General features: G+C 71.3%; 23 protein-coding genes. 19 read left to right on the top strand and 4 right to left on the bottom strand.

Annotated elements, in window-relative coordinates; all coding sequences use genetic code 11:
- The 4 genes from CSC62_RS16255 to CSC62_RS16240 form a co-directional block, all read left to right on the top strand.
- The coding region (locus tag CSC62_RS16255; RefSeq protein WP_162407738.1) for an OmpA family protein at positions 1–654 on the top strand (654 nt) is incomplete at its 5' end.
- Between the two features lie 188 nt (positions 655–842).
- Positions 843–1355 carry a hypothetical protein gene (locus CSC62_RS16250; RefSeq protein WP_162407737.1) on the top strand — a complete coding sequence of 171 codons (513 nt, stop codon included), beginning with the start codon at positions 843–845 and terminating at the stop codon, positions 1353–1355.
- Positions 1356–1369: 14 nt separating this feature from the next.
- The gene (locus CSC62_RS16245; RefSeq protein WP_162407736.1) at positions 1370–2188 is read left to right on the top strand and encodes a pseudouridine synthase; all 819 of its coding nucleotides are present in this window, start codon (positions 1370–1372) and stop codon (positions 2186–2188) included.
- Positions 2189–2288: 100 nt separating this feature from the next.
- Positions 2289–2579, top strand: coding sequence for a hypothetical protein (locus CSC62_RS16240; protein ID WP_162407719.1), 291 nt, complete (start codon positions 2289–2291; stop codon positions 2577–2579).
- 16 nt (positions 2580–2595) lie between these two features.
- On the opposite strand, the gene kbl is transcribed toward CSC62_RS16240, so the two are convergent.
- Entirely contained in the window at positions 2596–3795 is a 1200-nt protein-coding gene (gene kbl / locus CSC62_RS16235; RefSeq protein WP_425502042.1) for a glycine C-acetyltransferase, read from the bottom strand.
- Positions 3796–3974: 179 nt separating this feature from the next.
- Here kbl and CSC62_RS16230 point away from each other — a divergent pair, with 179 nt between their 5' ends.
- The 6 genes from CSC62_RS16230 to CSC62_RS16205 all read left to right on the top strand — a co-directional run bounded on the left by CSC62_RS16230 (position 3975) and on the right by CSC62_RS16205 (position 10549).
- Positions 3975–5429 (top strand): OprO/OprP family phosphate-selective porin, encoded by a 1455-nt coding sequence (locus tag CSC62_RS16230; RefSeq protein ID WP_162407735.1) that lies wholly within the window; start codon positions 3975–3977, stop codon positions 5427–5429.
- 34 nt (positions 5430–5463) lie between these two features.
- Entirely contained in the window at positions 5464–6495 is a 1032-nt protein-coding gene (locus tag CSC62_RS16225) for a sulfate ABC transporter substrate-binding protein (RefSeq protein ID WP_162407734.1), read from the top strand.
- A gap of 199 nt (positions 6496–6694) precedes the next feature.
- Entirely contained in the window at positions 6695–7507 is an 813-nt protein-coding gene (gene cysT, locus CSC62_RS16220; RefSeq protein ID WP_162407740.1) for a sulfate ABC transporter permease subunit CysT, read from the top strand.
- A gap of 25 nt (positions 7508–7532) precedes the next feature.
- Positions 7533–8486 carry a sulfate ABC transporter permease subunit CysW gene (cysW, locus tag CSC62_RS16215; RefSeq protein ID WP_425502043.1) on the top strand — a complete coding sequence of 318 codons (954 nt, stop codon included), beginning with the start codon at positions 7533–7535 and terminating at the stop codon, positions 8484–8486.
- 29 nt (positions 8487–8515) lie between these two features.
- The gene (locus CSC62_RS16210; protein ID WP_162407732.1) at positions 8516–9553 is read left to right on the top strand and encodes a sulfate/molybdate ABC transporter ATP-binding protein; all 1038 of its coding nucleotides are present in this window, start codon (positions 8516–8518) and stop codon (positions 9551–9553) included.
- A gap of 303 nt (positions 9554–9856) precedes the next feature.
- On the top strand, positions 9857–10549 hold the full coding sequence (locus tag CSC62_RS16205; RefSeq protein ID WP_162407731.1) for a TorF family putative porin: 693 nt from the start codon (positions 9857–9859) through the stop codon (positions 10547–10549).
- A gap of 70 nt (positions 10550–10619) precedes the next feature.
- Here the strand turns inward: CSC62_RS16205 and tdh are convergent, their stop codons facing one another.
- Positions 10620–11654, bottom strand: a complete 1035-nt coding sequence (tdh, locus tag CSC62_RS16200) for an L-threonine 3-dehydrogenase (RefSeq protein WP_211369030.1) — start codon at positions 11652–11654, stop codon at positions 10620–10622.
- A 260-nt stretch (positions 11655–11914) separates the two neighbouring features.
- Between tdh and CSC62_RS16195 the strand changes: the two genes are divergently transcribed.
- The 7 genes from CSC62_RS16195 to CSC62_RS16165 all read left to right on the top strand — a co-directional run bounded on the left by CSC62_RS16195 (position 11915) and on the right by CSC62_RS16165 (position 20384).
- Positions 11915–14086 (top strand): S46 family peptidase, encoded by a 2172-nt coding sequence (locus CSC62_RS16195; protein ID WP_162407730.1) that lies wholly within the window; start codon positions 11915–11917, stop codon positions 14084–14086.
- Between the two features lie 150 nt (positions 14087–14236).
- On the top strand, positions 14237–14881 hold the full coding sequence (locus tag CSC62_RS16190) for a histidine phosphatase family protein (RefSeq protein ID WP_162407729.1): 645 nt from the start codon (positions 14237–14239) through the stop codon (positions 14879–14881).
- A gap of 72 nt (positions 14882–14953) precedes the next feature.
- Complete coding sequence (folC, locus tag CSC62_RS16185) at positions 14954–16219, top strand: bifunctional tetrahydrofolate synthase/dihydrofolate synthase (protein ID WP_162407728.1); 1266 nt, start codon at positions 14954–14956, stop codon at positions 16217–16219.
- Positions 16220–16282: 63 nt separating this feature from the next.
- Entirely contained in the window at positions 16283–17344 is a 1062-nt protein-coding gene (locus CSC62_RS16180) for an SPOR domain-containing protein (RefSeq protein WP_162407727.1), read from the top strand.
- A 31-nt stretch (positions 17345–17375) separates the two neighbouring features.
- Entirely contained in the window at positions 17376–18035 is a 660-nt protein-coding gene (locus tag CSC62_RS16175; RefSeq protein ID WP_162407726.1) for a CvpA family protein, read from the top strand.
- A 20-nt stretch (positions 18036–18055) separates the two neighbouring features.
- Positions 18056–19528: an amidophosphoribosyltransferase gene (gene purF, locus CSC62_RS16170; RefSeq protein ID WP_162407725.1), complete on the top strand. Its 1473-nt coding sequence runs from the start codon at positions 18056–18058 to the stop codon at positions 19526–19528.
- A gap of 34 nt (positions 19529–19562) precedes the next feature.
- Positions 19563–20384 carry a ferritin-like domain-containing protein gene (locus CSC62_RS16165; protein WP_162407724.1) on the top strand — a complete coding sequence of 274 codons (822 nt, stop codon included), beginning with the start codon at positions 19563–19565 and terminating at the stop codon, positions 20382–20384.
- 98 nt (positions 20385–20482) lie between these two features.
- On the opposite strand, the gene lpxH is transcribed toward CSC62_RS16165, so the two are convergent.
- Positions 20483–21232 carry a UDP-2,3-diacylglucosamine diphosphatase gene (gene lpxH / locus CSC62_RS16160; RefSeq protein ID WP_162407723.1) on the bottom strand — a complete coding sequence of 250 codons (750 nt, stop codon included), beginning with the start codon at positions 21230–21232 and terminating at the stop codon, positions 20483–20485.
- Between the two features lie 370 nt (positions 21233–21602).
- Between lpxH and gltX the strand changes: the two genes are divergently transcribed.
- Positions 21603–23006 (top strand): glutamate--tRNA ligase, encoded by a 1404-nt coding sequence (gltX, locus tag CSC62_RS16155; RefSeq protein WP_162407722.1) that lies wholly within the window; start codon positions 21603–21605, stop codon positions 23004–23006.
- Between the two features lie 12 nt (positions 23007–23018).
- Positions 23019–23510 carry a Fur family transcriptional regulator gene (locus tag CSC62_RS16150; protein WP_162407721.1) on the top strand — a complete coding sequence of 164 codons (492 nt, stop codon included), beginning with the start codon at positions 23019–23021 and terminating at the stop codon, positions 23508–23510.
- Positions 23511–23606: 96 nt separating this feature from the next.
- Here the strand turns inward: CSC62_RS16150 and CSC62_RS16145 are convergent.
- A partial coding sequence (locus CSC62_RS16145; protein WP_162407720.1) for a TonB-dependent receptor occupies positions 23607–25752 on the bottom strand: 2146 nt, incomplete at its 5' end.

Below are 25752 nucleotides of genomic sequence, written 5' to 3'. Positions count from 1 at the left end.
CCCCCCCTTCAGAACCGCGTCGGCGTGCGCGCCGAAGTGGCCTACCGCGCGGCCTGTGACGCCCAGAGCGTGGCAGCCCCGAACAAAGACTGGTTCGGCAACTTGCTGGCTTCGGTCGGCGGCGGTATCCCGCTGGGCCCGGCCCCGACCTCCGCCCCGCCGCCGGCCCCGGCTCCGGCCGCCCCGAGCTGCGCCGACCTGGACGACGACGGCGACGGCGTCAACAACTGCGACGACAAGTGCCCGGGTTCGCAGGCCGGCCAGGCCATCGGTCCGGACGGCTGCCCGGTCCCGGTCTCGATCGACCTGAAGGGCGTGAACTTCGACTTCGACAAGTCGACCCTGCGTCCGGACGCGGTCGCGATCCTGGCCGAGGCCACCGAGATCCTGAAGCGTTACCCGGATCTGCGCGTGGAAGTGGCCGGCCACACCGACTCGAAGGGCACCGATGCCTACAACCAGTCGCTGTCGGAGCGTCGCGCCAAGGCCGTGTACGACTACCTGACCAGCAACGGCGTGGCCGCTTCGCGCCTGGTCGGCCCGAACGGCTACGGCGAGAGCCGCCCGATCGCGCCGAACACCAACCCGGATGGTTCGGACAATCCGGAAGGCCGCGCGAAGAACCGTCGCACCGAGCTGAACGTCCAGAACTGATCGACGTTCCACTCGTGGTCGAAAGCGGGGCCCGGCATTGCCGGGCCCCGTTTTTTTTCGCCCGGCGGAATCGGGCGAACGCGATCGTGCGCGTGATGCCGTGCGATCGGCCGCACTTGCGCCGCTTCGTCCTTGAATCGGCCGGGGGCGCTGCCTACACTCGGGCGCACTTTCCCGGAGATCCTTCCATGCGCGCCTTCGCCGCCGCCGGACTGCTCGGCCTCACCTTCGTCCCGGCTGCCGCGTTCGCCGCGGCCAACTGCGCCGGCCCCAACGTGCCGCAGCCCTTGCCGATGTCCGCCACCGCGGTCGCGCCGGTGGCGGCCGAACTGGGTTCGCGCACCTCGCAGCTGGGCATGCCCTCGGGCGTGCTGGCGCCGGCCGGCGACGCCGCGCAGTCGCTGGACCGGGTCCTGCTGCGCCTGCGCATCGAAGGCTGCCGCAACGTCGCCAACGCCCTGCCGGCCGCGCCGGCCGCGGCCAATCCCAACGATCCGGCCGCGTACAAGCCGCAGACCGCGTTCGACAACACGCCCTGGCGCTTCGACATGAGCCAGGGCGGCAAGCGCATGACCGCCGACGAGTTCGACGCCTGGATGAAGGCGCGCGGCGTGCGCGTGGCCCGCGGTGCCGGCAACGCCGCCGCCCCGGCGGCCGCATCCGCACCGGCGACGCCGCCGGCGCCGGCCGGCAAGGACTGACGGCGGCCAAGGCCATGGGCGCGACGCCGCCGCGTCCGCCGCGTTCCCCCTCCAGGCAGGTCCGGGCAGGCGCGATCCCGGCGCAGGCCGGACCGCGCCACGGGCTGGCCCGGGTGCTGTCCAAGGCCGGGCTGTGCTCGCGGACCGAGGCGGCGCGCTGGATCCGCGAAGGCCGGGTCAGCGTTGACGGCCGCGTGGTCCGCGATCCGGAGCATCCCCTGCGCGACGGCATGCGCGGCGTCCAGGTCCAGGGCCTGGAACCGGCGCAGACCGATGTGCAACGCCGCTACCTGCTGCTGAACAAGCCGCGTGGGCTGGTCACCACCACCCGCGACGAGCAGGGGCGCGACACCGTCTACCGCTGCTTCGACGGGGCCGGCCTGCCGTGGCTGGCGCCGGTCGGGCGGCTGGACAAGGCCAGCGAGGGATTGCTGCTCTTCAGCAACGACCCGGCCTGGGCGGCGCGGATCCTCGACCCGGTCCAGGGCCCGGACAAGACCTATCACGTCCAGGTCGACCGCATTCCCGATGCGGCGCAACTGCAGGCGTTGCAGGCCGGGATCGAGGAGGCCGGCGAACGCCTGCGCGCGCGCTCGGCCACGGTGCTGCGCCAGGGCGGGCGCAACGCCTGGCTGGAAGTGGTGCTAGACGAGGGCCGCAACCGCCAGATCCGGCGGCTGCTGGCGGCCTTCGACATCGGCGTGCTGCGGCTGGTGCGGGTGGCGATCGGCCCCTTGCGGCTGGGCAGCCTGGGCAAGGGCCAGTGGCGGGAACTGGAGCCGTCCGAGCGCGAGGCGCTGGCGGCGACCGGGATGGGCGGCGAAGCGAGGTGAGCGCTCGCGGATGTGGCCTGGCCGATGCGCGACGCCGGTACGGGTTTCCCGCGGCGATGCGGGGCTACACTGGCCCGTCAGCCGCCTGCCGGAGCCCTGCATGTCCCCGATCCGTCTCTGCCTCGCGGCCGCAGCCGCCTCGGTGATTGTCCTGCTGCTGCCGGGGTGCGCGGGCGGCAAGGCGCGGCCGACCGCGGCGGCGGCTGACGACGAGGTGATCATCGTCCGCCGCGACGACCCGCTGGCCTATCGCTTCGACATGCAGCAGAACGGCAGGCGGATGAGCGCCGACGAGTTCGACGCCTGGATGAAGGCGCGCGGCATCCGCATCGCCACCGGCGCACCGGCGTCGGCGAAGAAGGGCAGGGCCGCGCGCGGCGGCCGCGACTAGCGGGGCGCGCGCAGCCTCAGCCGCCGATCACGTCCAGCTCGCGGCCGATGCGGATGAAGGCGTCGATCGCCCGGTCCAGCTGCCCGCGGGTGTGGGCGGCGCTCATCTGGGTGCGGATCCGCGCCTGGCCCTGCGGCACCACCGGGAAGAAGAAGCCGATCGCGTAGATGCCTTCCTCTAGCAGGCGTTCGGCGAAGCGCTGCGCCAGCGGCGCGTCGTACAGCATCACCGGGCAGATCGGATGCACGCCCGGCTTGATCTCGAAGCCGGCCGCGCCCATGCGCTCGCGGAAATACGCGGTGTTCTCCTGCAGGCGGGCGCGCAGTTCGCCGGCCGAGGCCAGCATCTCGAACGCCTTGATCCCGGCGGCGACCACGTGCGGCGGCAGCGAGTTGGAGAACAGGTAGGGCCGCGAGCGCTGGCGCAGCAGTTCGACGATCTCGGACCGCGCGGTGGTGAAGCCGCCCAGGGCGCCGCCCATGGCCTTGCCCAGGGTGCCGGTGAAGATGTCGATCCTGTCCATCACGCCCTTGACCTCGGCCGAGCCACGGCCGCTGGCGCCGAGGAAGCCGGTGGCGTGGCATTCGTCGATGTGGACCAGGGCGTCGTATTTCCTGGCCAGCGCGGTGATCTCGTCCAGCGGGGCGATGAAGCCGTCCATCGAGAACACGCCGTCGGTGGTGACCAGGATCGTGCGCGCGCCATCGGCGCGGGCCTGCTGCAGCTGCTTGTCCAGGTCGGCCATGTCGCAGTTGGCGTAGCGGTAGCGCCGGGCCTTGCACAGGCGCACGCCGTCGATGATCGAGGCATGGTTGAGGGCGTCGGAGACGATCGCGTCGTGCTCGTCCAGCAGGGGCTCGAACAGGCCGCCGTTGGCGTCGAAGCAGGCCGCGTAGAGGATGGTGTCCTGGGTGCCGAAGAAATCGGCGATGGTCTTCTCCAGTCGCTTGTGCAGGTCCTGGGTGCCGCAGATGAAGCGCACCGAGGCCATGCCGAAGCCATGGCTGTCCAGCGCGGCCTTGGCCGCGGCGACGATCTCCGGGTGGTCGGCCAGGCCCAGGTAGTTGTTGGCGCAGAAGTTCAGGACCCGGCGGCCGTCGGCCAGCTCGATTTCGGCCGACTGCGGGCTGGTGATGATCCGCTCGGACTTGAACAGGCCCTGGGCGCGCAGGGCGTCGAGCTGCACGGCGTAGCGGGCGAGGGCGGCTTCCGACATGGGCAAGGCCTTCACTGGAAAGGGAAAAGCGGGATCTTACCCGGCCGTCCGCACTTCAGACGGCTCATGCGTATCCGCTATAAGCATCGGCCCCTAAGTCATTTCCCGACGCCAAGCTGAATAGGGACCATCCTTCTCGCCACAAGGCCGCTACTGGCCACGAACACGGGGAACCGACCATGCAGCATCGAAGCAACGCAACACGGGGCACCGGCGCCAAGCCGGCCGTCGTCTGGCTGGCAGGGGCGATCGCCTTCGCACTGGCGCTGCCGGCCTTCGCCCAGGGCAAGCCCACCGTCGAGGAACTGCTGCGCCGGCTGGAAGCGCTGGAGCAGCGCTACGGCGGCGCCGGCGCCACCACCGTCGACGGCCAGGAACTGGACCTGGCTGCGCTGGACCAGCGCCTGCGCGCGCTGGAGCGCAACCTCGAGCTGCAGGCCGAGGCGCGTGCGGCCAAGGAGAAGGAGGCCGCGGTGGTGACCGTCAACGACAAGGGCGCCGCGTTCAAGTCCGGCCAAGGCGACTTCGAACTGAAGATCCGCGGCCTGCTGCAGGGCGACGGCCGCTTCTTCGTCGCCGGCGAGCCGGCCGGCGCCAACGACACCTTCCTGCTGCGGACCGCGCGGCCGATCATCGAGGGCACCCTCGGCAAGTGGGTCGGCTACCGCTTCGCTCCGGAATTCTCCGGCGACAGCGCAACCATCGCCGACGCCTACGCCGACCTGAAGTTCTCGCCCGCCGCGACCGTGCGGATGGGCAAGTTCATCGTGCCGATGGGGCTGGAGCGGCTGCAGTCGTCTTCGGCGCTGCCGGACATCGAGCGCGCCCTGGTCAGCGAACTGATCCCCAACCGCGACCTCGGCGTGCAGCTGCAGGGTGAGGTGGCCGGCGGCAAGGTCGGCTATGCGATCGGCGTGTTCAACGGCACCGTGGACGGCCGCGACGCGGTCACCAGCAATCCGGACAACGAGTTCGACTACGTCGGCCGGGTGTTCGTCGAGCCGTTCAAGGGCGGCGATGGTTTCTGGTCCGGCCTGGGCTTCGGCATCGGCGGCAGCGTCGGCGATACCACGGGCACCGGCAACAACTTCCTGCCGCGCTACCGCACCCCCGGCCAGCAGCAGTTCTTCAACTACCGCAGCGCGGTGGCCGCCGACGGCCGCCGTAGCCGCTGGTCGCCGCAGGGCTACTTCTACCGCGGCAGCTTCGGCCTGCTGGCCGAGTACGCCTCCTCCAGCCAGGAACTGCGCGTGGGCACCACCCGCGACGAGCTGGAAAGCACCGCCTGGCAGGCCACCGCCAGCTGGGTGCTGACCGGCGAGGACGCCAGCTACCGCGGCGTGGTCAAGCCCTCGCGTCCGTTCGCGCCGGGCAAGGACGGCTGGGGCGCCTGGGAGCTGGTGGCGCGCTACGGCGAACTGGAAGTGGACGATGCCGCCTTCCCGGTGTTCGCCGACCCGTCGGTGGCCGCGCACAAGGCCGATGCCTGGGTGGCCGGCGTCAACTGGTACCTCAACAGCAACCTCAAGCTGGTCGTGAACTACCTGCAGACCGGGTTCGAGGGCGGCGCCACCGGTGGCGCCGACCGCGAGACCGAGAAGGCGGTGTTCACCCGGCTCCAGGTCGCGTTCTGATCCGCTCCCTCCCCCACGACATCGGAGCCACGCAATGACCACTCCCCGCCGCACCCGCCGCCGGTTCGCGTTCCTGCTGGCCGCCGCCGCCTTCGGCCTGACCCTGGCCGTCGGCGCCCTGGCCAAGGACGTGAAGCTGCTCAACGTTTCCTACGACCCGACCCGCGAGCTGTACCGCGACTTCAACGCCGCCTTCGCCCGGCACTGGCAGCAGGCCAAGGGCCAGAGGGTGGAGGTCGAGACCTCGCACGGCGGCTCGGGCAAGCAGGCCCGCTCGGTGATCGACGGCCTGGAGGCCGACGTGGTCACCCTGGCCCTGGCCTACGACATCGACTCGATCACCGAGCGCACCCGCGCGTTCCCGGCCAACTGGCAGCAGCGGCTGCCCAACAACAGCGCGCCGTACACCTCGACCATCGTGTTCCTGGTGCGCAAGGGCAACCCGAAGAGGATCAAGGACTGGCCGGACCTCTTGCGCTCCAACGTCTCGGTGGTCACCCCCAACCCGAAGACCTCCGGCGGCGCGCGCTGGAACTACCTGGCGGCCTGGGCGTTCGCCGCCAGGATCTTCAAGGGCGACGAGGCCAAGGTCCGCAACTTCATGACCGCGCTGTTCCGCAACGTCCCGGTGCTCGACACCGGCGCCCGCGGCGCCACCACCACCTTCGTCCAGCGCGGCATCGGCGACGTGCTGCTGGCCTGGGAGAACGAGGCGTTCCTGTCGATCGAGGAGCTGGGCCCGGACAAGTTCGACATCGTGGTGCCCTCGCTGTCGATCCTGGCCGAGCCGCCGGTGGCGCTGGTGGACAGGAACGTCGACAAGCACGGCACCCGCGAGGTCGCCCAGGCCTATCTGGAGTACCTGTACTCGCCGGAGGGCCAGCGCATCGCCGCCAAGCACTACTATCGGCCGCGCAACCCCGAGCACGCCGACCCGGCCGACATCGCCCGCTTCCCGAAGGTGGAGCTGGTGACGATCAACGGCGCGTTCGGCTCCTGGGCGCAGGCGCAGAAGACGCACTTCGCCGACGGCGGGGTGTTCGACCAGATCCAGGCCGCCAAGTAACAGGCCTGCAGCGCGCGCGGCGCGGCCGGGGCGACCCGCCGCGCCGCCCGTGCGTCCCGGCGGCGGCACGGCCGCGCCGGGTGGTTCCCGACCGGTTTCCACGAAGCGATCCCCGATGTCCAGCGATGCGAGCGCACTGAACGTTTCCCCCACGCCGCCCCCGGGCGGCGCGGCCGCGCGCGGGCGCCGCCACCGGGTCATGCCCGGCTTCGGCCTGAGCCTGGGCTACACCCTGGCCTGGCTGGGGCTGATCGTGCTGATCCCTTTGGCCGGCGTGTTCCTGTATTCGGCCCGGCTGGGCTGGGACGGGCTGTGGCAGATATGGACCGAGCCGCGGGTGCTGGCGGCGCTGCGGCTGAGCTTCGGCACCTCGCTGGCGGCGGCGGCGTTCAACGCGGTGATGGGCACGCTGGTGGCGTGGGTGTTCGTGCGCTACCGCTTCCCCGGCCGGCGGTTGTTCGACGCCATGATCGACCTGCCGTTCGCCCTGCCCACCGCGGTGGCCGGCATCGCCCTGACCGCCCTGTACGGACCCAACGGCTGGCTCGGGCAGTGGCTGGAGGCGGCCGGGATCAAGGTCGCCTACACCCCGCTGGGGATCACCGTGGCGCTGGTGTTCATCGGCCTGCCGTTCGTGGTCCGGGTGGTGCAGCCGGTGCTGGCCGAGGCCGAGCGCGAGCTGGAGGAGGCCGCGGCCACCCTGGGCGCCGGGCGCCTGCAGACCGTGTTCCGGGTGGTGCTGCCGTCGGTGTGGCCGGCGGTGCTGGCCGGCTTCGCCCTGGCCTTCGCCCGCGGGGTGGGCGAGTACGGCTCGGTGATCTTCATCGCCGGCAACCTGCCGCTGGTGTCGGAGATCGCGCCCCTGCTGATCACCATCAAGCTGGAAGAGTTCGATTACGCCGGCGCCACCGCGATCGCCACGGCCATGCTGCTGCTGTCGTTCGCGGTGCTTCTGCTGGTCAACACGCTGCAGGCGCGGCTGTCGCGCCGCGGCAGCCGCGGAGGCCACTGAGATGGCGCTGGAACCGGGTGGTACCTTGCAGGGCGTCCTTGCCGTGGATGCCGGGGAGTTGCCGGTGGAACGCACGCATCGCCGCGAGCAGTCGCGCCTGTCCTCGCCGACCCAGGAGCCGCGCTGGGTGCAGTGGCTGCTGATCCTGGGCGCGCTGGGCTTCCTGCTCTCGTTCCTTTTGCTGCCCCTGCTGCTGGTGTTCGCCGAGGCGCTGCGCGGCGGCGTGGCCGCGTTCATGGCCGCGGTGCGCGAGCCCGACGCCCTGGCCGCGGTCAAGCTGACCCTGCTGGTGACCGCGATCGTGCTGCCGCTGAACCTGGCCTTCGGCGTGGCCGCGGCCTGGGTGGTGAGCAAGCACGAGTTCCCGGGCAAGCGCTGGCTGGTGACCCTAATCGACCTGCCGTTCGCGGTCTCGCCGGTGGTCGCCGGCCTGCTGTTCATCCTGATCTTCGGTGCCCACGGCTGGGCCTATCCGCTGATCGACCAGGGGGTGGAGCTGTCTCTGCCGGTGCTGGGCCAGGTCCACCTGCAGCTGCCGAAGATCGTGTTCGCCCTGCCGGGGATCGTGCTGGCCACGGTGTTCGTGACCTTCCCGTTCATCGCCCGCGAGCTGATGCCGCTGATGGAGCAGCAGGGCACCGACGAGGAACTGGCGGCGCTGAGCCTGGGCGCCAGCGGCTGGCAGACGTTCTGGCGGGTGACCCTGCCCAACATCCGCTGGGGCCTGCTGTACGGCGTGCTGCTGTGCGGGGCGCGGGCGATGGGCGAGTTCGGCGCGGTGTCGGTGGTCTCCGGCCACATCCGCGGCCGCACCAACACCCTGCCTCTGCACGTGGAGATCCTCTACAACGAGTACGCCTACAGCGCCGCGTTCGCCGCCGCCTCGCTGCTGGCGCTGAGCGCGCTGGTCACGCTGGTGGTCAAGACCTGGCTGGAGTGGCGCCACGGCGAGTCGCTGGCCGCCAACCACCGCCATTGAGCCAAACCGCATCGGGTCGAGGAACACAGATGGGCATCCGGATCGAACACCTGCACAAGCGCTTCGGCGCCTTCACCGCGCTGGACGACATCAGCCTGGACATCCACAAGGGCGAGCTGCTGGCCCTGCTCGGGCCGTCGGGCTCGGGCAAGACCACCCTGCTGCGGGTGATCGCCGGGCTGGAGCACGCCGACGGTGGCCGGATCCTGTTCGGCGGCGAGGACGCCTCGCGGCTGGGGGTGCAGGAACGGCGGGTCGGCTTCGTGTTCCAGCACTACGCGCTGTTCAAGCACATGACCGTGGCCGACAACATCGGCTTCGGGCTGAAGGTGCGCAGCGGCGGCGAGCGCTGGCCGGCGCGGAAGATCGCCAACCGGGTCGAGGAACTGCTCTCGCTGGTGCAGCTGCAGGGCCTGGGCGGGCGCTATCCGGCGCAGCTGTCCGGCGGCCAGCGCCAGCGCGTGGCCCTGGCCCGGGCGCTGGCGATCGAGCCGCGGGTGCTGTTGCTGGACGAGCCGTTCGGCGCGCTGGACGCGCAGGTGCGGCGCGACCTGCGCGCCTGGCTGCGGCAGATCCACGAGCAGACCGGGCTGACCACGGTGTTCGTCACCCACGACCAGGAAGAGGCGCTGGAACTGGCCGACCGGGTGGCGATCCTCAACGGTGGCCGGATCGAGCAGCTGGCCACCCCGGCGGAGGCCTACGACCGGCCGGCCACGCCGTTCGTGTATTCCTTCGTCGGCGCGGTGAACCGGCTGCGCGGCCGCCGGCGCGGCGACCGGATCGAGGTCGCGGGCCTGGCTTTGCCGGCCGCGGCGACGACGGGCGAGGGCGAGCTGGACCTGTACGTGCGCCCGGAAGACCTGCGCGTGGGCGAGGGCGGCTGGGAAGCGGTGGTGGTGGGCAGCCAGCGCAGCGGCCCGCGCCTGCGGGTGCGGGCGCGGCTGGAGGGCGGACAGGGCGACGAGGTCGAGGTGGAACTGCCGGTGGACGCGCAGCAGGCGCATCCGCCGGGCAGCCGGCTGGAGCTGCTGCCGGTGCGGTACGGGGCGTTTCCCGCGGGTTGAGCGGCTCTGCGGCTTGAATGAGCGTTGCGAGTATGGCCATGGCATCCCCGCGATGCCTGCCGCCGCTCATATCTGGTGCAAATTGCCCTGTGGTGGTGCGAAAACCGAGGGGCCTGCGGGAATTTCGCCAAACCGGTCCCAATCCGCTTGACGGCCCGGATTGGGCCGCAGCACTATCGGCCCGCGGTTAAGAACTCGTGAATCGGTGGTTACGCTTCCGCTACGCCATCGGGCGAAGCGCGAAGGCGGGACCGCGGCGCGAGGCGGGAACCGACGATCGCCCCCCACCCAGGAGACCCCCGGATGAAGATTGCCAAGCTCACCCTCGCCGTCGCGCTGCTGTCGGCCCTGCCGTTCGCCGCTTTCGCCCAGGAAGAGGAAGCCTCTCCGCTGACCTGGTCCGTCGCCGGCGTGTCCGATTACGTCTGGCGCGGCGTCTCGCAGACCAATGAGGACCCGACGCTGCAGGCCGGTCTGACCTACAGCCACGACTCTGGTTTCTATGTTGGCACCTGGGGTTCGGGCGTGGACTTCGGTCCGGGCGACCCGAGCGTCGAGATCGACTACTTCGTCGGCTACAACTTCGACTTCAGCGAGTCGGTCAACTTCGACGTCATGCTCAACCGCTATACCTACCCGGGCGCGAGCGGGTCGAACTTCAACGAGTTGATCACCAAGACCACCTTCGCCGAGGCCTATAGCCTGACCGTAGCCTACAGCAACGATTTCGGCGGCCTGGACACCGACGCCTGGTACGTGGCTGGCGGCGCCAGCTGGGGCCTGCCGAACGACTTCAGCCTGGACGCCAGCGTCGGCCGCAGCCTGTTCGAGGACGACTACTCGGATGATTACACCGACTACAGCATCGGCGTGAGCCGGAGTTGGGGCCTGTTCTCGGCCGCGCTGGCCTATGTCGGCACGGATGGCAGCGGGCGCGACATCTTTGGCGATGTCGCGGACGATCGCGTGGTGCTGACCCTGAGCCTGGGCAACTGATCGCGGCTACGCACTGCACCCGGGAAAAAGGCGCCGCGAGGCGCCTTTTTTCTTGTCAGCCGACCGCTTCTCAGGTCCAGCTCAGCACGACCTTGCCGGCCTTGCCCTGTTCCATCAGGTCGAAGCCGTGCTGGAACTCGTCCGCCGGCAGCTGGTGGGTCAGCACCTTGCCCAGCGGGAAGCCGGACAGCACCAGCTGGGTCATCTTGTACCAGGTCTCGTACATCTTGCGGCCGTAGATGCCCTGCACGGTCAGGCCCTTGAAGATGATCCGGTCCCAGTCGCAGCCGGCGCCCTTGGGCATGATCCCGAGCATGGCGATCCTGCCGCCGGGGTACATGCATTCGAGCATGTCGTTGAACGCGCGCGGGTTGCCGCTCATCTCCAGGCCGACGTCGAAGCCTTCCATGTGCAGGTCGGCCATCACGTCGCGCAAGGACTGGTTGGCGACGTTGACCACCCGGGTGGCGCCCATGTCGGCGGCCAGCTTCAGGCGGAAGTCGTTGACGTCGGTGACCACGACATTCCGCGCGCCAATGTGCTTGCAGATGCCGGCGGCGATGATCCCGATCGGGCCGGCGCCAGTGATCAGCACGTCCTCGCCGACCACGTCGAACTCCAGCGCGCAGTGCGCGGCGTTGCCGTAGGGGTCGAAGAACGCGGCCAGCTCCGACGGGATCGGATCGGGGATCGGCCACAGGTTGGAGGCCGGCATCACGATGTACTCGGCGAAGGCGCCGTCGCGGTTCACGCCGATGCCTACGGTGTGCGGGCACAGGTGCGGGCGGCCGCCGCGGCAGTTGCGGCAGTGGCCGCAGACGATGTGGCCCTCGGCCGAGACCCGCTGGCCGGGCTTGTAGCCGGACACGCCCGGGCCCAGCGCGGCGATCCGGCCGACGAACTCGTGGCCGATCACCAGGCCGGGGCGGATGGTGCGCTGGGCCCACTCGTCCCACAGGTAGATATGCAGGTCGGTGCCGCAGATGGCGGTCTTCTCGACCTTGACCAGGACTTCGTTGGGGCCGGGCACCGGCACCGGCACGTCCTCCATCCACAGGCCCTTGGCGGCTTCGCGCTTGACCAGCGCCTTCATGGTTCGGGACATCGTCGCGGCCTCGGCAGGGAAGGTCGGCATTATAGGTTGCCGGGGAAACCATTGCGTCGAGAGCTTGTTGTAGGAGCCGGTCTTGCCGGCGACCGTGGAGGCGGACGGATCACTGGCACCCGGTTTCACGCAGGCACATCCGCCATGGCGGTCGCCGGCAAGACCGGCTCCTACAGGAGAAGGACATAGGCCATAGGTCATGGCCCGGCGGCGTGGCCGGGCTGGCTAGAATCGGGAATCCTTTCGGCTGGAACCATCCCATGCGCCTGCGCCCGCTCTCCCTGTCCGTCCTGGCCGCCCTGGCCTTCGCTCCCGCCGCCTGGGCCGGCGAGGGCATGTGGGTCCCGCAGCAGCTGCCGGAGATCGCCGGGCCGCTGAAGAAGGCCGGGCTCAAGCTCTCGCCGCAGCAGCTGGCGGACCTGACCGGCGACCCGATGGGCGCGGTGGTGGCGCTGGGCGGCTGCACCGCCAGCTTCGTCTCGCCCAACGGCCTGGTGGTCACCAACCACCATTGCGCCTACGGCGCGATCCAGCTCAATTCCACCCCCGAGAACAACCTGATCCGTAACGGCTTCAACGCCGCGACCGTGGCCGACGAGGTGAGCGCCGGCCCGAACGCGCGGGTGTACGTGCTGGACGAGATCCCCGACGTAACCGCCGACGCCCGCGCGGCGATCGCCGCCGCCGGCGACGACGCGCTGGCCCGCACCCGCGCGCTGGAGGACTTCGAGAAGAAGCTGATCGCCGCGTGCGAGGCCGAGCCGGGCTTCCGCTGCCGCCTGTACAGCTTCTCCGGCGGCAATACCTACCGCCTGTTCAAGAACCTGGAGATCCGCGACGTGCGCCTGGCCTATGCGCCTCCCGGCAGCGTGGGCAAGTACGGCGGTGACATCGACAACTGGATGTGGCCGCGCCACACCGGTGACTTCGCCTTCTACCGCGCCTACGTCGGCAAGGACGGCAAGCCGGCGGCGTTCTCGCCCGACAACGTGCCCTACACGCCGAAGCACTGGCTGAAGCTGGCCGACCAGCCGCTGGGCGCGGGCGACTTCGTGATGGTCGCCGGCTACCCGGGCTCGACCAACCGCTACGCCCTGGCCGCCGAGTTCGACCACACCGCGCAGTGGACCTACCCGGTGGTCGGCGGCCACTACCGCGACCTGATCGCGCTGGTGGAGGCGGCCGGCAAGAAGGACGCCGACATCCAGGTCAAGTACGCCAGCACCATGGCCAGCTGGAACAACGTGGCCAAGAATTACCAAGGCCAGCTGGAGGGCTTCCGCCGGATCGACGCGGCCGGCCAGAAGCGGGCCGAGGAAGCGGCGGTGCTGGCCTGGCTGAAGGGCCAGGGCGGCAAGGGCGCCGCGGCGCTGGCCGCGCACGATCGCCTGATCGCCCTGCTGGAGCAGTCCAAGGCCACCCGCGAGCGCGACCTGGCCCTGCGCATGTTCAACGGCACCGCCATGCTCGGCACCGCCACCCAGCTGTACCGGCTGTCGATCGAGCGCGCCCGGCCCGACGCGCAGCGCGAGTCCGGCTACCAGGAACGCGACCTGCCGGCGATCGAAGGCGGACTGAAGCAGCTCGAGCGCCGCTACGTGCCGGCCATGGACCGCCAGCTGCAGGCCTACTGGCTCAACCAATACCTCAAGCTGCCGGCCGCCCAGCGGGTGCCCGCGGTCGACGCCTGGCTGGGCGGCAACGACGCGGCGGCGGTGGAACGCGCCCTCGACCGCCTGGCCGGCACCAAGCTGGGCGGCACCGGGGAGCGGCTGAAATGGCTGGCGGCCGACCGCGCCGCGTTCGAGGCCAGCACCGACCCGGCGATCCAGTACGCGGTGGCGGTGATGCCGACCCTGCTCCAGCTCGAGGAGCAGGCCAAGACCCGCGCCGGCGAGAACCTGGCCGCGCGCCCGCTCTACCTGCAGGCGGTGGCCGACTACAAGAAGAGCCAGGGCGGGTTCGTGTATCCGGACGCCAATCTCTCGCTGCGCATCACCTTCGGCAACGTCACCGGCTACGTGCCGAAGGACGGCGTGGAATACACCCCGTTCACGACGCTGGAGGGCGTGGTCGCCAAGGAGACCGGCGCCGATCCGTTCGATTCGCCCAAGGCGCTGCTCGACGCGGTCGCGGCCCGGCGCTACGGCGGCCTGGAGGACAAGCGCGTCGGCTCGGTCCCGGTGAACTTCCTGTCCGACCTGGACATCACCGGCGGCAATTCCGGTTCGCCGGTGCTGGACGCGCACGGCCGACTGGTCGGGCTGGCGTTCGACGGCAACTGGGAATCGGTCAGCTCCAACTGGGTGTTCGATCCGAAGATGACCCGGATGATCGCGGTCGACCAGCGCTACATGCGCTGGATCATGCAGGAGGTCTACCCGGCGCCGCAGCTGCTGCGCGAGCTGGGCGTGGCGCCCGCCGCGCGCTGAGCCGGCGGCCTGCCCCCGTCCGCCGGCGCGTCCGGCGGACGACGGGAGCGCGCCGTCCGTGGGCGGTCCCCGGCGCCCGGTGCCGGGTTATGATGCGCGCCCCCGCCGCGCCGGTGTCCGGTGCGGCGGTCCGCACAACCGGGGAATCCCATGCGCATCCTGCTTGCCCGTCACGGCGAAACGCCGTGGAACGCCGAAGGCCGCTACCAGGGCCAGATCGACATTCCGCTTTCGCCGGTGGGCGAGTCCCAGGCCCGTGCGTTGGGCGAGCGCCTGCGCGAGGTCGACATCACCCGCGCGGTGGCTTCGCCGCTGTCGCGCGCGCGCCGCACCGCCGAGCTGGCGCTGGGCGAGGGCCGTACCGACCTGCTGCAGATCGATCCGGACGTGCAGGAGATCGCCCACGGCGAATGGGAAGGCCTGCTGGCCGCCGAGATCGGCGAGAAGGACCCGGCCCGCCTGCGCGCCTGGCGCGAGGAGCCGGACACGGTGCTGATGCCCGGCGGCGAATCGCTGCGCCAGGTGCTGGACCGTTCCTGGCGCGGCCTGGCCCGCGCCACCGAGGGCCTGGGCGACGACGACACCCTGCTGCTGGTCGCCCACGACGCGGTCAACCGGGTCCTGCTGTGCAGGATCCTGGGCCTGCCGATCGGCAAGCTGTGGACCTTTCGCCAGGCCCCGACCACGCTCAACCTGCTCGAAGGCGCCGACGTCGACAGCCTGGAAGTGGTGCGCCTGAACGACTGCGCCCACCACACCCCGTTCTTCGGCGAGGCCAAGCACCGGGCGCTGTGAGCGCCGTGACCGGAGCCGCCCTTCGGGGCGGCGTCGGCACGGTGGCGCCGGAGCCCGGCGCGTGATGGGAAGATGGCGCGCATGAACCTGGCGCAGTGGCTCGAACACATCGAACGGCAGCATCCCAGCGCCATCGCGCTGGGCCTGGAGCGCGTGCGCGAGGTCGCCGCACGCATGGGCCTGGGGAAGCCGGCGGCGCAGGTCGTCACCGTCGCCGGCACCAACGGCAAGGGCTCGACCGTGGCCTTCGTCGAGGCCATCGCCCGTGCCGCCGGCTGGAAGGTCGGCGCCTACACCTCGCCGCACCTGTCGCGCTACAACGAGCGGGTGCGCATCGATGGCGAAGATGCCTCCGACGAGGCGCTGGCCGACGCCTTCGCCGCGGTCGAGGCCGCGCGCGGCGACGTCCCGCTGACCTACTTCGAGTACGGCACCCTGGCGGCCTTGTGGCTGTTCCAGCGCGCGTCGCTCGACCTGGCGGTGCTGGAGGTCGGCCTGGGCGGGCGCCTGGACGCGGTCAACATCGTCGACCCCGACGTGGCCGTGATCACCACCGTGGACATCGACCACACCGACTGGCTGGGCGCCGACCGCGAGGCGATCGGCCACGAAAAGGCCGGGATCGCCCGCGCCTGGAAGCCGCTGGTGCTGGGCGAGGTGACCGCGCCCTCCAGCGTGCTGGCGCATGCGTATGCGATCGGCGCCGGCGTGATCCAGCTGGGCAACGACTTCTTCCACGAGCCGGCCGGCGAGGGTCGCTGGCGCTGGCGCGAGGTCGGCGCCGAACTGGACCTGCCCGACCCGCAGCTGGCCGCGCCGGTGCAGAGGGCCAACGCCGCCACTGCGATCGCTGCCTTGCGCGCCCTGCCGCATTCCCCGCCGGAGTCCGCGTACGCAGCCGGCGTGGCCGCCGCCGGCCTGCCCGGGCGGCTGCAAAGCTTCGATCGCGGCGGGGTGGAGGTGGTGGTCGACGTCGCCCACAACCCGCAGGCCGCGCGCGAACTGGCGGCCTGGCTGCGCGCGCGGCCGGCCGCCGCCGGCACCGCCGCGGTGCTGGCGGTGCTGGCCGACAAGGACGCGGCGGCGATCGTCGAGCCGCTGGCGGCGGAGATCGCGCGCTGGCACCTGGCCGGGCTGGAAGGCGCGCGCGGGCAGGACGTGGGTGCGTTCGCCGCGCGCCTGGAAGGGACCGCAGCGGCCGGCGGCAGCCGCGACCCTGGCGTCGCCGCGGCGCTGGCGCGCGCGCTGGAGGCCGCGCCGCCCGGCGGCCGGGTGCTGGTGTTCGGTTCCTTCCTCACTGCCGCCGCGGCGCTGGACGCCCTGCATTCAGGCCGCTGACGGGCTGGCGACGCGGGCGCGGCCTATACTTCCGCGCACTCCAACGCGTCGTCCGCGAGCCGAATGGATACCACGCTGAAACAACGCCTGATCGGCGCCGTCGTGCTGATCGCGCTGGCGGTCATCTTCCTGCCCATGCTGGTCCAGGGCCCCGCCCCGGACAGTGGCGTGGCCGACGTCTCCCTGCGCGTGCCCGACGCGCCGGCCGGCGACTACGAAACCCGCGAGCTGCCGCTGAACGTGCCTGCCGCGGCCGCCGGCCAGGCCGCCCTGCCCGCGGCCGAATCCGCCACGCCCGCCGCCGAGGGGACGACCGCGGCTCCGGCTGGGGCCGCAGCGACTTCCGCGCCGGCGGGCGCGACCCCCGACCCGGCGGTGGCGGCCGGCAACTGGGCGGTCAGCTTCGGCGCCTATGCCAGCGCCCGCGACGCCGACGCGGTGCTCTCGCGCCTGCGCCAGGCCGGGCTGAAGGGCTTCAGCGAGCAGGCCACCGTCAACGGCCGCCAGGCCTGGCGGGTGCGGGTGGGACCGTATCCGGACCGCGCCCTGGCCGAGGCCGGGCGCCTGCAGGCCATCCGCATCCGCCAGGACGTCAACGCCCAGGTGATCGCCCTGGATGCCGGCGACGCGGCCGCACCGGCGCCGTCCGCTGGCGCCTCGCCGTCCGCGGCGTCCACCGCGCTGGCCGGCAGCCAGCCACAGCCGGCTTCGCCGGCGCCGGCGGTGCGCAGCGAGGCCTTGCCCGCCGATCCGGTGCCCGCGCGCGCGACGACCACCGCCACCACCGCGCCGCAGCCCGCGCGCCCGGCGGCGACCCCGCCCGCAGCGACGCCGACGGCCACTCCCGCACCCAGCCGTCCGGCCGCACAGCCTGCGGAGCCCGGGGCCAGCAGCATCGGCTTCGCGGTGCAGATGGGCGCCTTCTCCCGCGAGTCGGACGCCACGTCCCTGCGCGACCGCCTGAGGGCGGCCGGCTACAGCGCCATTGTCCAGCCGGTGCGGACCGACAAGGGCACCCTGAGCCGGGTCCGGGTCGGGCCGGTGGCCACCCGCGCCGAGGCCGAGCAGCTGAAGTCGCGCCTGGCCGGCGGTTTCGGCCCCGGCATGGTGGTCAGCCACCCGTGACCGCCACCGGCCCGCGGACGCGGCCAGACGCATGAACGCGATCGACCTGGTCTTGCTGGCGGTGATCGCCGCCTCGGCGCTGTTCGGCGCGATGCGCGGCTTCATCGGTGCGATCGCCTCGATCGTGGCGTGGCTGGGTGCCGGCTGGGTCGCCTTCCACCACGGTGCCGAGCTGGCGTTCTGGTTCAGCGACGACGGCCAGCCCGGAGCGACCGAGTTGCTGGGCGGCTATGTCGTGGCCTTCGTCGCGGTGCTGGTGCTGGTCGGCCTGGTGGGCTGGGTCGCGCGCAAGCTGCTGGCCTCGGTCGGGCTCAGCGCGCTGGACCGGTTCCTGGGGCTGTTGCTGGGCCTGGCCCGCGGCGTCCTGGTGGCCTGCATGGGGGTGCTGGTGATGGCCTTCAGCGACCTGCCGCAGGAGCGCGCCTGGGCGCAGTCGAACCTCGTGCCGGTGCTGGTCCCGGGCGCGCAGTGGCTGGCGCGCTGGCTGCCGGACTGGGCCGCCGGCGAGCTGGATTTTGGCAATGGCCGGCCCAGCGGCGATAATGCCGGCCTCGAGCAGACGATCATGGGCCGGGCAGGTGCCGCGGCCGAAGCCCTGGGCGGAGCCTTGCCCGCCCCGGCCGGCGGGGACGCAAACCCGCCCGGCGCCGAGGCGCCGCCTCCTTCTTCCCCGTCCAACCCCGGTCACTGACCGTCGCGGAGACCTGCAACATGTGCGGCATCGTCGGAATCGTCGGCAACCAGAACGTTGCCGGCCAGCTCTATGACGGCTTGACCGTCCTCCAGCACCGCGGCCAGGACGCGGCCGGCATTGCAACGGCCGACGGCACCCGCCTGCGCGTGCACAAGGACAACGGCCTGGTCCGCGACGTGTTCAGCGCCAAGGCGATGAGCGTGCTCGAGGGCCGGGTGGGCATCGCCCACTGCCGCTATCCCACGGCCGGCTCGGAGGGCATGGACGAGGCGCAGCCGTTCTACGTCAACTCGCCCTACGGCATCGCCCTGTCGCACAACGGCAACCTGATCAACACCGACGCCCTGCGCGAGCAGGTGTTCGCCCAGGACCGGCGCAACATCAACACCGGCTCGGACAGCGAGGTGCTGCTGAACGTGTTCGCCCACGAGCTGGACACCCAGCGCACGCTCACCCCCGAGGCGGCGATCCGCGCGGTGGCCGGCGTGCACCGGCGGGTGAAGGGCGGCTACGCGGTGGTCAGCGTGGTCCTGGGCCTGGGCCTGGTCGCGTTCCGCGACCCGCACGGCATCCGCCCGCTGGTGCTGGGCAAGCGCGAGCACAACGAGGGGGCCGAGTACGTGGTCGCCTCCGAGTCGGCGGTGCTGGACATCCTCGGCTTCGCCCGGGTGCGCGACGTGCAGCCCGGCGAGGCGCTGGTCATCACCCCGCGCGGCGAGCTGTTCTCCGAGGTCGTCGCCGCGCCGGCGCAGCAGGCGCCGTGCATCTTCGAGTACGTGTACTTCGCCCGCCCGGACTCGATGATCGACAACGTCTCGGTGCACAAGGCGCGCATGCGCATGGGCGTGAAGCTGGGCGAGAAGATCCTGCGCCTGCGCCCGGACCACGACATCGACACCATCATCCCGATCCCGGACACCTCGCGCGACGCGGCGCTGGAGATCTCCAACGTGCTGGGGGTGAAGTACCGCGAGGGCTTCATCAAGAACCGCTACGTCGGCCGCACCTTCATCATGCCGGGGCAGGGCGAGCGGGTGAAGTCGGTGCGCCGCAAGCTCAACCCGATCAACCTGGAGTTCCGCAACCGGGTGGTGCTGCTGGTGGACGATTCGATCGTGCGCGGCACCACCAGCCAGCAGATCGTGCAGATGGCCCGCGACGCCGGCGCGCGCAAGGTCTACCTGGCCAGCGCGGCGCCGCCGGTGCGCCACCCGAACATCTACGGCATCGACATGCCTTCGGCCGACGAGCTGATCGCCCACGGCCGCACGGTCGAGGAGATCGAGAAGGAGCTGGGCTGCGACTGGCTGATCTACCAGGACCTGGAAGACCTGGAGGCGGCGGTGCGCGAGGGCAACCCGCAGCTGCAGCGCTTCGACTCGTCCTGCTTCGACGGCAAGTACGTGACCGGGATCGAGCCGGGTTACTTCGAGCGGATCCAGCAGATGCGCAGCGACGAGGCCAAGAAGAAGCGGCGCGCGGCGTCCTGATGGCCGCCGCGGGTCGCTCCGGTTGGCCCATCCCATGACCTCCCTGTTCGAAGCCGCGGCCGAGTGCCTCGCCGCCGCCGACCCCGACGAGAAGGTCGCGCTGACCCACCGCCATGCCGCCGCCTTCGCCCGCGGCGAACTGCACATCCCGGCGGACGCGCCGCCGCCGGACCCGATCCGCATGCCGGGACGGCCGCCGAGGCCGCGGCTGGTGCATCCGCGCGAGCTGCCCAAGCGCGGTCTCGGCAGCGACGAGGGCCGGGCCGCGTTCCTGCATGCGATCGCCCATATCGAGCTCAATGCCATCGACCTGGGCTGGGATGCGGTCTACCGCTTCCGCGGCCTGCCCGAGGGTTTCTACCGCGACTGGGCCCGGGTGGCCGACGACGAGGCGCGCCATTTCGTGCTCCTGCGCAACCGCCTGAGCGAGCTGGGGTTCGACTACGGTGATTTCGATGCCCACAACGGCCTGTGGGAGATGTGCGGGAAGACCGCACACGACGGCCTGGCGCGGATGGCGCTGGTGCCGCGGGTGCTGGAGGCGCGCGGGCTGGACGTGACCCCGGGGATGATCGAACGCCTGCGCAAGCAGGACGACGCGCGCACGGTGGCGATCCTGGAGACGATCCTGCGCGAGGAGGTGGCGCATGTGGCCGCCGGCTCGCGCTGGTACCGCTGGTATTGCGAGCGCGCCGGGGTCGAGCCGCGCACGCGCTTTCGCGAGCTTTTGCAGGAATACGCCAGCGGCTATCTGCGCGGGCCGTTCAACATCGAGGCGCGGCTGCTGGCTGGTTTCGACGAGGACGAGTTGGAATCGCTGCGCCAGGTCGAGGCGGTGCAGGCGAATCCCCTGTAGGAGCCGGTCTTGCCGGCGACCATGGCAGTGAATTGCCATTGCCAACGATTTCTCCGCATGGCGGTCGCCGGCAAGGCCGGCTCCTACAAGACGGCAGGTCAGCGGACGATCGCCAGCGCCTCCAGCGCCATTCCGTCCTTGTCCACGCGCAGCACCGAGCCCTGCTCGTACCAGTCGCCCAGCACGATCCGCCGGCAGTCGCGGCCGCCGGCATGCAACGCGTGCACCGCGGGCCGATGGGTATGGCCGTGGATCAATGTGTCCACGCCGAAGCGCGCCAGGGTCGCCTCGACCGTCGCCGGAGTCACGTCGGTGACCGTCTCGAAGCCGGCGCGGTCGCCGGCGATCATCTCCTGCTGCCGGGCCATGCTCGCCTGCCGCGCCTGTTCGGCGAAGGCCAGGCGCGCGGCCAGCGGCTGCGCCAGGAAGCGCGCCTGCCAGGCCGGATCGCGGGTCTGGGCGCGGAAGGCCTGGTAGGCCACGTCGTCGCTGCACAGCAGGTCGCCGTGCATCAGCAGCACCGGCCTGCCGTACAGCGACACCACCGCCGGGTCGGGCAGGATGCGCATGCCGGCGCGCGCGGCATAGTCGCGGCCGAGCAGGAAGTCGCGGTTGCCGTGGATGAAATACACCGGCACCCCGGCATCGGCCAGCGCACGCAGGCCAGCCGCGACCTCGGCGCCGGCCGCGGAAGGGTCATCGTCGCCGACCCAGGCCTCGAACAGGTCGCCGAGCACGTACAGCGCATCGGCGCCCGCGGCCTCCTCGCGCAGGAAGCGCAGGAACAGCGCGGTGATCGCCGGCCGGGCCGGATCCAGGTGCAGGTCGGAGACGAACAGCGTGGTCATGGCGGGATTGTAGGCTGCCGGCTCCATTAATGAGCTGCCCGGCCGCCTTTCGCCGAGAGGCCAGCCAGACCCGAAGCGTCGTGGTGCAAGGCCTGCCGACGGGAAGTAAAGGAGGAGGTCCTGGCCGCAGGCCAGGGCCGGGGGACATGAGCGGCGGCAGGCCTTGTGCCGCGGCGCCGCGGCGCGACCATCCCCACGGCGCACCCATTCCCGTTGCGGCTTCACTGCGGTGCAATGCCCTGTGAGTCGCTGGGTCCCGGCGTGCACCGGGACGACGGCAGTTCGCGGTGGCAAAGGGACAGCCGCCGGTACGGAGGCGGCTGTCCCATGCAGGTAAAATGCCCCGATTCCTCCCGAAGTCCGCCTCCCCATGACCTGCCGCACCCGCTTCGCCCCCAGTCCCACCGGCTACCTGCACATCGGCGGCGCCCGCACCGCTCTGTACTGCTGGCTGGAGGCGCGCCACCGCGGCGGCCAGTTCGTACTGCGGATCGAGGACACCGACCGCGAGCGCAGCACCCAGGCCGCGATCGACGCCATCCTCGAAGCGATGGACTGGCTGGGGCTGGACTACGACGAAGGCCCCATCTACCAGACCCGGCGAATCGAGCGCTACCGCGAGGTCGCCGAGCAGCTGGTCGCCCAGGGCAAGGCCTACTACGCCTACGAGACCCGGGAAGAACTCGATGCCATGCGCGAGGCGGCGATGGCGAAGCAGGAAAAGCCGCGCTACAACGGCGCCGCGCGTGAGCTCGGCCTGCCGTACCGCGACGACCCCAACCGCGTCATCCGCTTCAAGAACCCGCTCGAGGGCATGGTCGCGTTCGACGACCTGATCAAGGGCCGGATCGAGATCGCCAACGCCGAGCTCGACGACATGGTGATCTTCCGCCCGGACGGCTACCCGACCTACAACTTCGCCGTGGTCGTGGACGACTGGGACATGGGCATCACCGAGGTGGTCCGCGGCGACGACCACATCAACAACACCCCGCGCCAGATCAATCTCTACGAAGCCATCGGCGCGCCGGTGCCGAAGTTCGGGCACATGCCGATGATCCTGGACGAGCAGGGCGCCAAGCTGTCCAAGCGCACCGGCGCGGCCGACGTGATGCAGTACAAGGATGCCGGCTACCTGCCGCACGCGCTGGTCAACTACCTGGCGCGGCTGGGCTGGTCGCACGGCGACCAGGAGATCTTCAGCCGGGAAGAACTGGTCGCGCTGTTCGACGTGCGCAACTGCAATTCCAAGGCCGCGCGTCTGGACATGGCCAAGCTGGGCTGGGTCAACCAGCATTACCTCAAGACCGACGATCCGGCCTCGATCGCACCGCAGCTGGTCTACCAGCTGGAGAAGCTGGGCCTGGACCCGGCCGCCGGCCCGGCGCCGGCGGACGTGGTCGTGGCCCTGCGCGAGCGGGTGCAGACCCTGAAGGAAATGGCCGAGAAGGCGGCGGTCTGGTACCTCCCGCTGGAAAGCTACGACGAGGCCGCGGTGGCCAAGCACCTGAAGGCGGGCGCCGAAGCGCCGCTGGCCAAGGCGCGCGAACTGCTGGCCGCTTTGCCGGAATGGACGGTGGAAGGCGTCTCTGCGGCGCTGCACGACGCCGCGGCGGCGCTGGAGCTGGGCATGGGCAAGGTCGCCCAGCCGTTGCGGGTGGCGATCACCGGCACCCAGGTCAGCCCGGACATCTCGTACACCGTGTACCTGGCCGGGCGCGAGCAGGCCTTGAAACGGATCGACGCGGCGCTTATCAAGATTCCGAAGGATTGAACCGGAGGGGCCATGGGCGCCAGCCACACCTGCACCGACCCGCACCACCACGTCGACAGCGCCGAGGCGTTCGTGCACGCGGTGGAGCGCGCCTGCGGCGAACGCGGCCTGCGCCTGACCCCGATCCGCAGCAACGTGCTGCGCCTGATCGCCGACGCCGGCAAGCCGGTGAAGGCCTACGAACTGCTGGAGAAGGTCCGCGAGGGCAAGGGCGCCGGCGCCGATGCGCCGCCGACGGTGTACCGGGCGCTGGATTTCCTGATGGCCAACGGCTTCGTGCACAAGCTCGAGTCGGTCAACGCCTTCGTCGCCTGCCACCATCCCAACAGCGCCCAGCATTCGGTGCCGTTCCTGATCTGCGACCGCTGCCACAGCGCGGTGGAGCTGGAGGACAGCGAGGTGGTGACCCAGCTGGAGGCGCGGGCGAAGGCGCTGGGCTTCCAGCCGCAGGCGCAGACCCTGGAAGTGCACGGCCTGTGCGCGCGCTGCGCCGAAGCCGGTTGATCATCCTGCCCCGCTTGCAGGCGCCGGCAGGTCGGCGCCTGCAGTGAGGGAACGCGGATGCGGGATGGATTCCGCATCCGCTGTGGCACGCCGGGCTCAGAACCAGGCGCGGATGCCGAACGCCACCGCCCGTCCCGGCAACGGCGCGTACTCGCGCAGCAGCGAGGTGTGCGGGCGCACCTCCTCGTCGGTGAGGTTGCTGCCGTCCAGGAACAGCTCCCAGCTGTTGCCGCCGGCGCGGTCGAAACGATAGGCCAGGTGCGCGTCGACCAGGGTGTAGGCCGGGCTGGGTTCCTCGTTCTGCGCCACCTCGTCCTGCTCCTGGTAACGCACCGCCCCTAGCGAGGCGCGCCAGCCGCCGAGGGCCCAGCCCAGATCGGCGCCGAAGCGGCCGGGCGCGATTCGCGGCAGGTAGCCGCCGTTGGCCAGCTCCACGTCGTAGTCGTGGGTGTGGTCGCCGTGCGGCACCGAGACCTCCGCCTGGCGGCTGCCGCCGCCGTCCAGTTCGGCGCGGACGCGGTCGGCGAACAGGCGCAGATCCCAGTTGCCGCTGGCGTTGTCGGCCAGGTGCAGGACCGCCTCGGCCTCGGCGCCGGTGAAGGTCGCGTCGGCCTGGGCCCACAGCCGCACCGGGGTTTCGTGCTCCTCCACGCCGGTGTCGGCCAGGTAGATGAAGTCGTCGAAGCGGCTCTGGTAGAGCGCCAGCTTCAGGTCGTAGCGCTCGCCGTGGGCGTGCATGCCGATCTCGGCGCGCAGGGCGCGCTCGGTATCCAGCGCGGCGTCGCCGATCTCGATCGAGCCGGTAGCCACGTGCAGGCCGCCGGCGTACAGCTCCTCCTGGGTGGGCGCGCGCTCGGAACGGTCCAGGCCGAAGCGCAGGTCCAGGCCGTCGTTGAGCTTCCAGATCGTCGCCGCCGACAGGTTGGTGGCGTCGAACTCGCGGTCCGGATGGGCGCCGTCCGGCGCGAGCCGGACCTGGTCGTGGCGCGCGCCCAGTTCCAGCTTCAGCGGGCCGAAGGTCTTCTCCTGCAGCACGAACAGGCCCCAGTTGTCGGTGACCGTGACCGGCACGAAGGCCTCTTCGCCGGCGGCGGCGAAGTCGACCCGGCCCAGCTGCAGGCCGAACGCGCCGCGCCAGCCCGCCACTTCCTTCTGCACCGCCTGCAGGCGCGCGTCGTAGCCTTCGCTGGTGAAGCGGGTGCCGACCTCGCTGCCTTCCAGCTCGACGTGCTCGTAGTCGCTGTAGGCGCCGTGGAAATCGATCCGCTCCAGGAACGAAGCCGGGTCGTACACGCCACCCTTCAGCTCCAGCCGGTTCTGGACCATGTCGATGCGCACGTGCTCTTCGCCGTGCTCGTCTTCGTCGTGGGCTTCGTCTTCGTCATGGTCGTGATCGTGGTCGTCTTCGGCATGCACGTGCGCGCCGGCGGGAATGCCGTAGTTGCTGCGGTAGGTGCTGGCGGCCAGGCCGAGGTAGCCGCGCTCGCCCAGCCAGGTCGCGCCGACGGCGCCGGCGCGGGTCCTGACCGAGCTGTTCTCCAGCCGGCCGGGGGTGCCTTCCTCGTCTTCGTGATCGTGGTCGTGGTCGTCGTCGTGATCGTGGTCATGGTCGTGCCCGGCCGCGGCCAGGCCGGGGATGTCGTAGTCGTCGCCGTTGCGGACCAGGCCGTCCACGTGCAGGACCAGGTTGCCGCCGCTGACCCCGTCCAGGCGGAACATGCCGCTGCGCTCGTCGTTGACGGTGTTGCCGCGCACCTCGGCGCGGCCGCTCAGCGCCTCGTCCGGCACCTCGCGGGCGATGCGGCCATCGACCACGTTGACCGCGCCGCCGATCGCGCCGCTGCCGAACAGCAGGGTGGCCGGGCCCTTGAGCACCTCGATCTGGTCGGCCAGGAACGGCTCGACGCTGGCGGCGTGGTCGGCGCTGACGGTGGAGGCATCCATGCTGCCCAGGCCGCTGGCCAGCACCTGCACCCGCGGGCCGTCCAGGCCGCGCAGGATCGGCCGGCCGACGCCGGGACCGAAATAGCTGGTCTGCACGCCGGGCAGCTTGGCCACGGTCTCGCCCAGGGTGGCGGTCTTGGCCTGGTCCAGGGCATCGCCCTGGAGCACGTCGACCGGGCGGGCCAGGGTCTCGGCGTCGCCGGCCAGCGGCGAGGCGGTGACCTCGACCGTGGGCAGTTCGGTGGGCTCGTGGGCGCCGGCGGCCAGCGGCAGGAGGGCGCCGGCCAGGGCCAGGGAC

The organism is Pseudoxanthomonas jiangsuensis, from assembly GCF_010093185.1.
GTDB classification, from domain to species: Bacteria; Pseudomonadota; Gammaproteobacteria; order Xanthomonadales; family Xanthomonadaceae; genus Pseudoxanthomonas; species Pseudoxanthomonas jiangsuensis.
Note: the sequence above shows the minus strand (reverse complement) of the source record. Positions and strands in the feature narration are given on the sequence as shown.

Bases quoted from the DNA above. Each gene is read 5' to 3' on its own strand.
- CSC62_RS16250 (WP_162407737.1), top strand. From the start codon at position 843: ATGCGCGCCTTCGCCGCCGCCGGACTGCTCGGCCTCACCTTCGTCCCG.
- CSC62_RS16245 (WP_162407736.1), top strand. From the start codon at position 1,370: ATGGGCGCGACGCCGCCGCGTCCGCCGCGTTCCCCCTCCAGGCAGGTC.
- CSC62_RS16240 (WP_162407719.1), top strand. From the start codon at position 2,289: ATGTCCCCGATCCGTCTCTGCCTCGCGGCCGCAGCCGCCTCGGTGATT.
- kbl (WP_425502042.1), bottom strand. From the start codon at position 3,795: ATGTCGGAAGCCGCCCTCGCCCGCTACGCCGTGCAGCTCGACGCCCTG.
- CSC62_RS16230 (WP_162407735.1), top strand. From the start codon at position 3,975: ATGCAGCATCGAAGCAACGCAACACGGGGCACCGGCGCCAAGCCGGCC.
- CSC62_RS16225 (WP_162407734.1), top strand. From the start codon at position 5,464: ATGACCACTCCCCGCCGCACCCGCCGCCGGTTCGCGTTCCTGCTGGCC.
- cysT (WP_162407740.1), top strand. From the start codon at position 6,695: ATGCCCGGCTTCGGCCTGAGCCTGGGCTACACCCTGGCCTGGCTGGGG.
- CSC62_RS16210 (WP_162407732.1), top strand. From the start codon at position 8,516: ATGGGCATCCGGATCGAACACCTGCACAAGCGCTTCGGCGCCTTCACC.
- CSC62_RS16205 (WP_162407731.1), top strand. From the start codon at position 9,857: ATGAAGATTGCCAAGCTCACCCTCGCCGTCGCGCTGCTGTCGGCCCTG.
- tdh (WP_211369030.1), bottom strand. From the start codon at position 11,654: ATGTCCCGAACCATGAAGGCGCTGGTCAAGCGCGAAGCCGCCAAGGGC.
- CSC62_RS16195 (WP_162407730.1), top strand. From the start codon at position 11,915: ATGCGCCTGCGCCCGCTCTCCCTGTCCGTCCTGGCCGCCCTGGCCTTC.
- CSC62_RS16190 (WP_162407729.1), top strand. From the start codon at position 14,237: ATGCGCATCCTGCTTGCCCGTCACGGCGAAACGCCGTGGAACGCCGAA.
- folC (WP_162407728.1), top strand. From the start codon at position 14,954: ATGGCGCGCATGAACCTGGCGCAGTGGCTCGAACACATCGAACGGCAG.
- CSC62_RS16180 (WP_162407727.1), top strand. From the start codon at position 16,283: ATGGATACCACGCTGAAACAACGCCTGATCGGCGCCGTCGTGCTGATC.
- CSC62_RS16175 (WP_162407726.1), top strand. From the start codon at position 17,376: ATGAACGCGATCGACCTGGTCTTGCTGGCGGTGATCGCCGCCTCGGCG.
- purF (WP_162407725.1), top strand. From the start codon at position 18,056: ATGTGCGGCATCGTCGGAATCGTCGGCAACCAGAACGTTGCCGGCCAG.
- CSC62_RS16165 (WP_162407724.1), top strand. From the start codon at position 19,563: ATGACCTCCCTGTTCGAAGCCGCGGCCGAGTGCCTCGCCGCCGCCGAC.
- lpxH (WP_162407723.1), bottom strand. From the start codon at position 21,232: ATGACCACGCTGTTCGTCTCCGACCTGCACCTGGATCCGGCCCGGCCG.
- gltX (WP_162407722.1), top strand. From the start codon at position 21,603: ATGACCTGCCGCACCCGCTTCGCCCCCAGTCCCACCGGCTACCTGCAC.
- CSC62_RS16150 (WP_162407721.1), top strand. From the start codon at position 23,019: ATGGGCGCCAGCCACACCTGCACCGACCCGCACCACCACGTCGACAGC.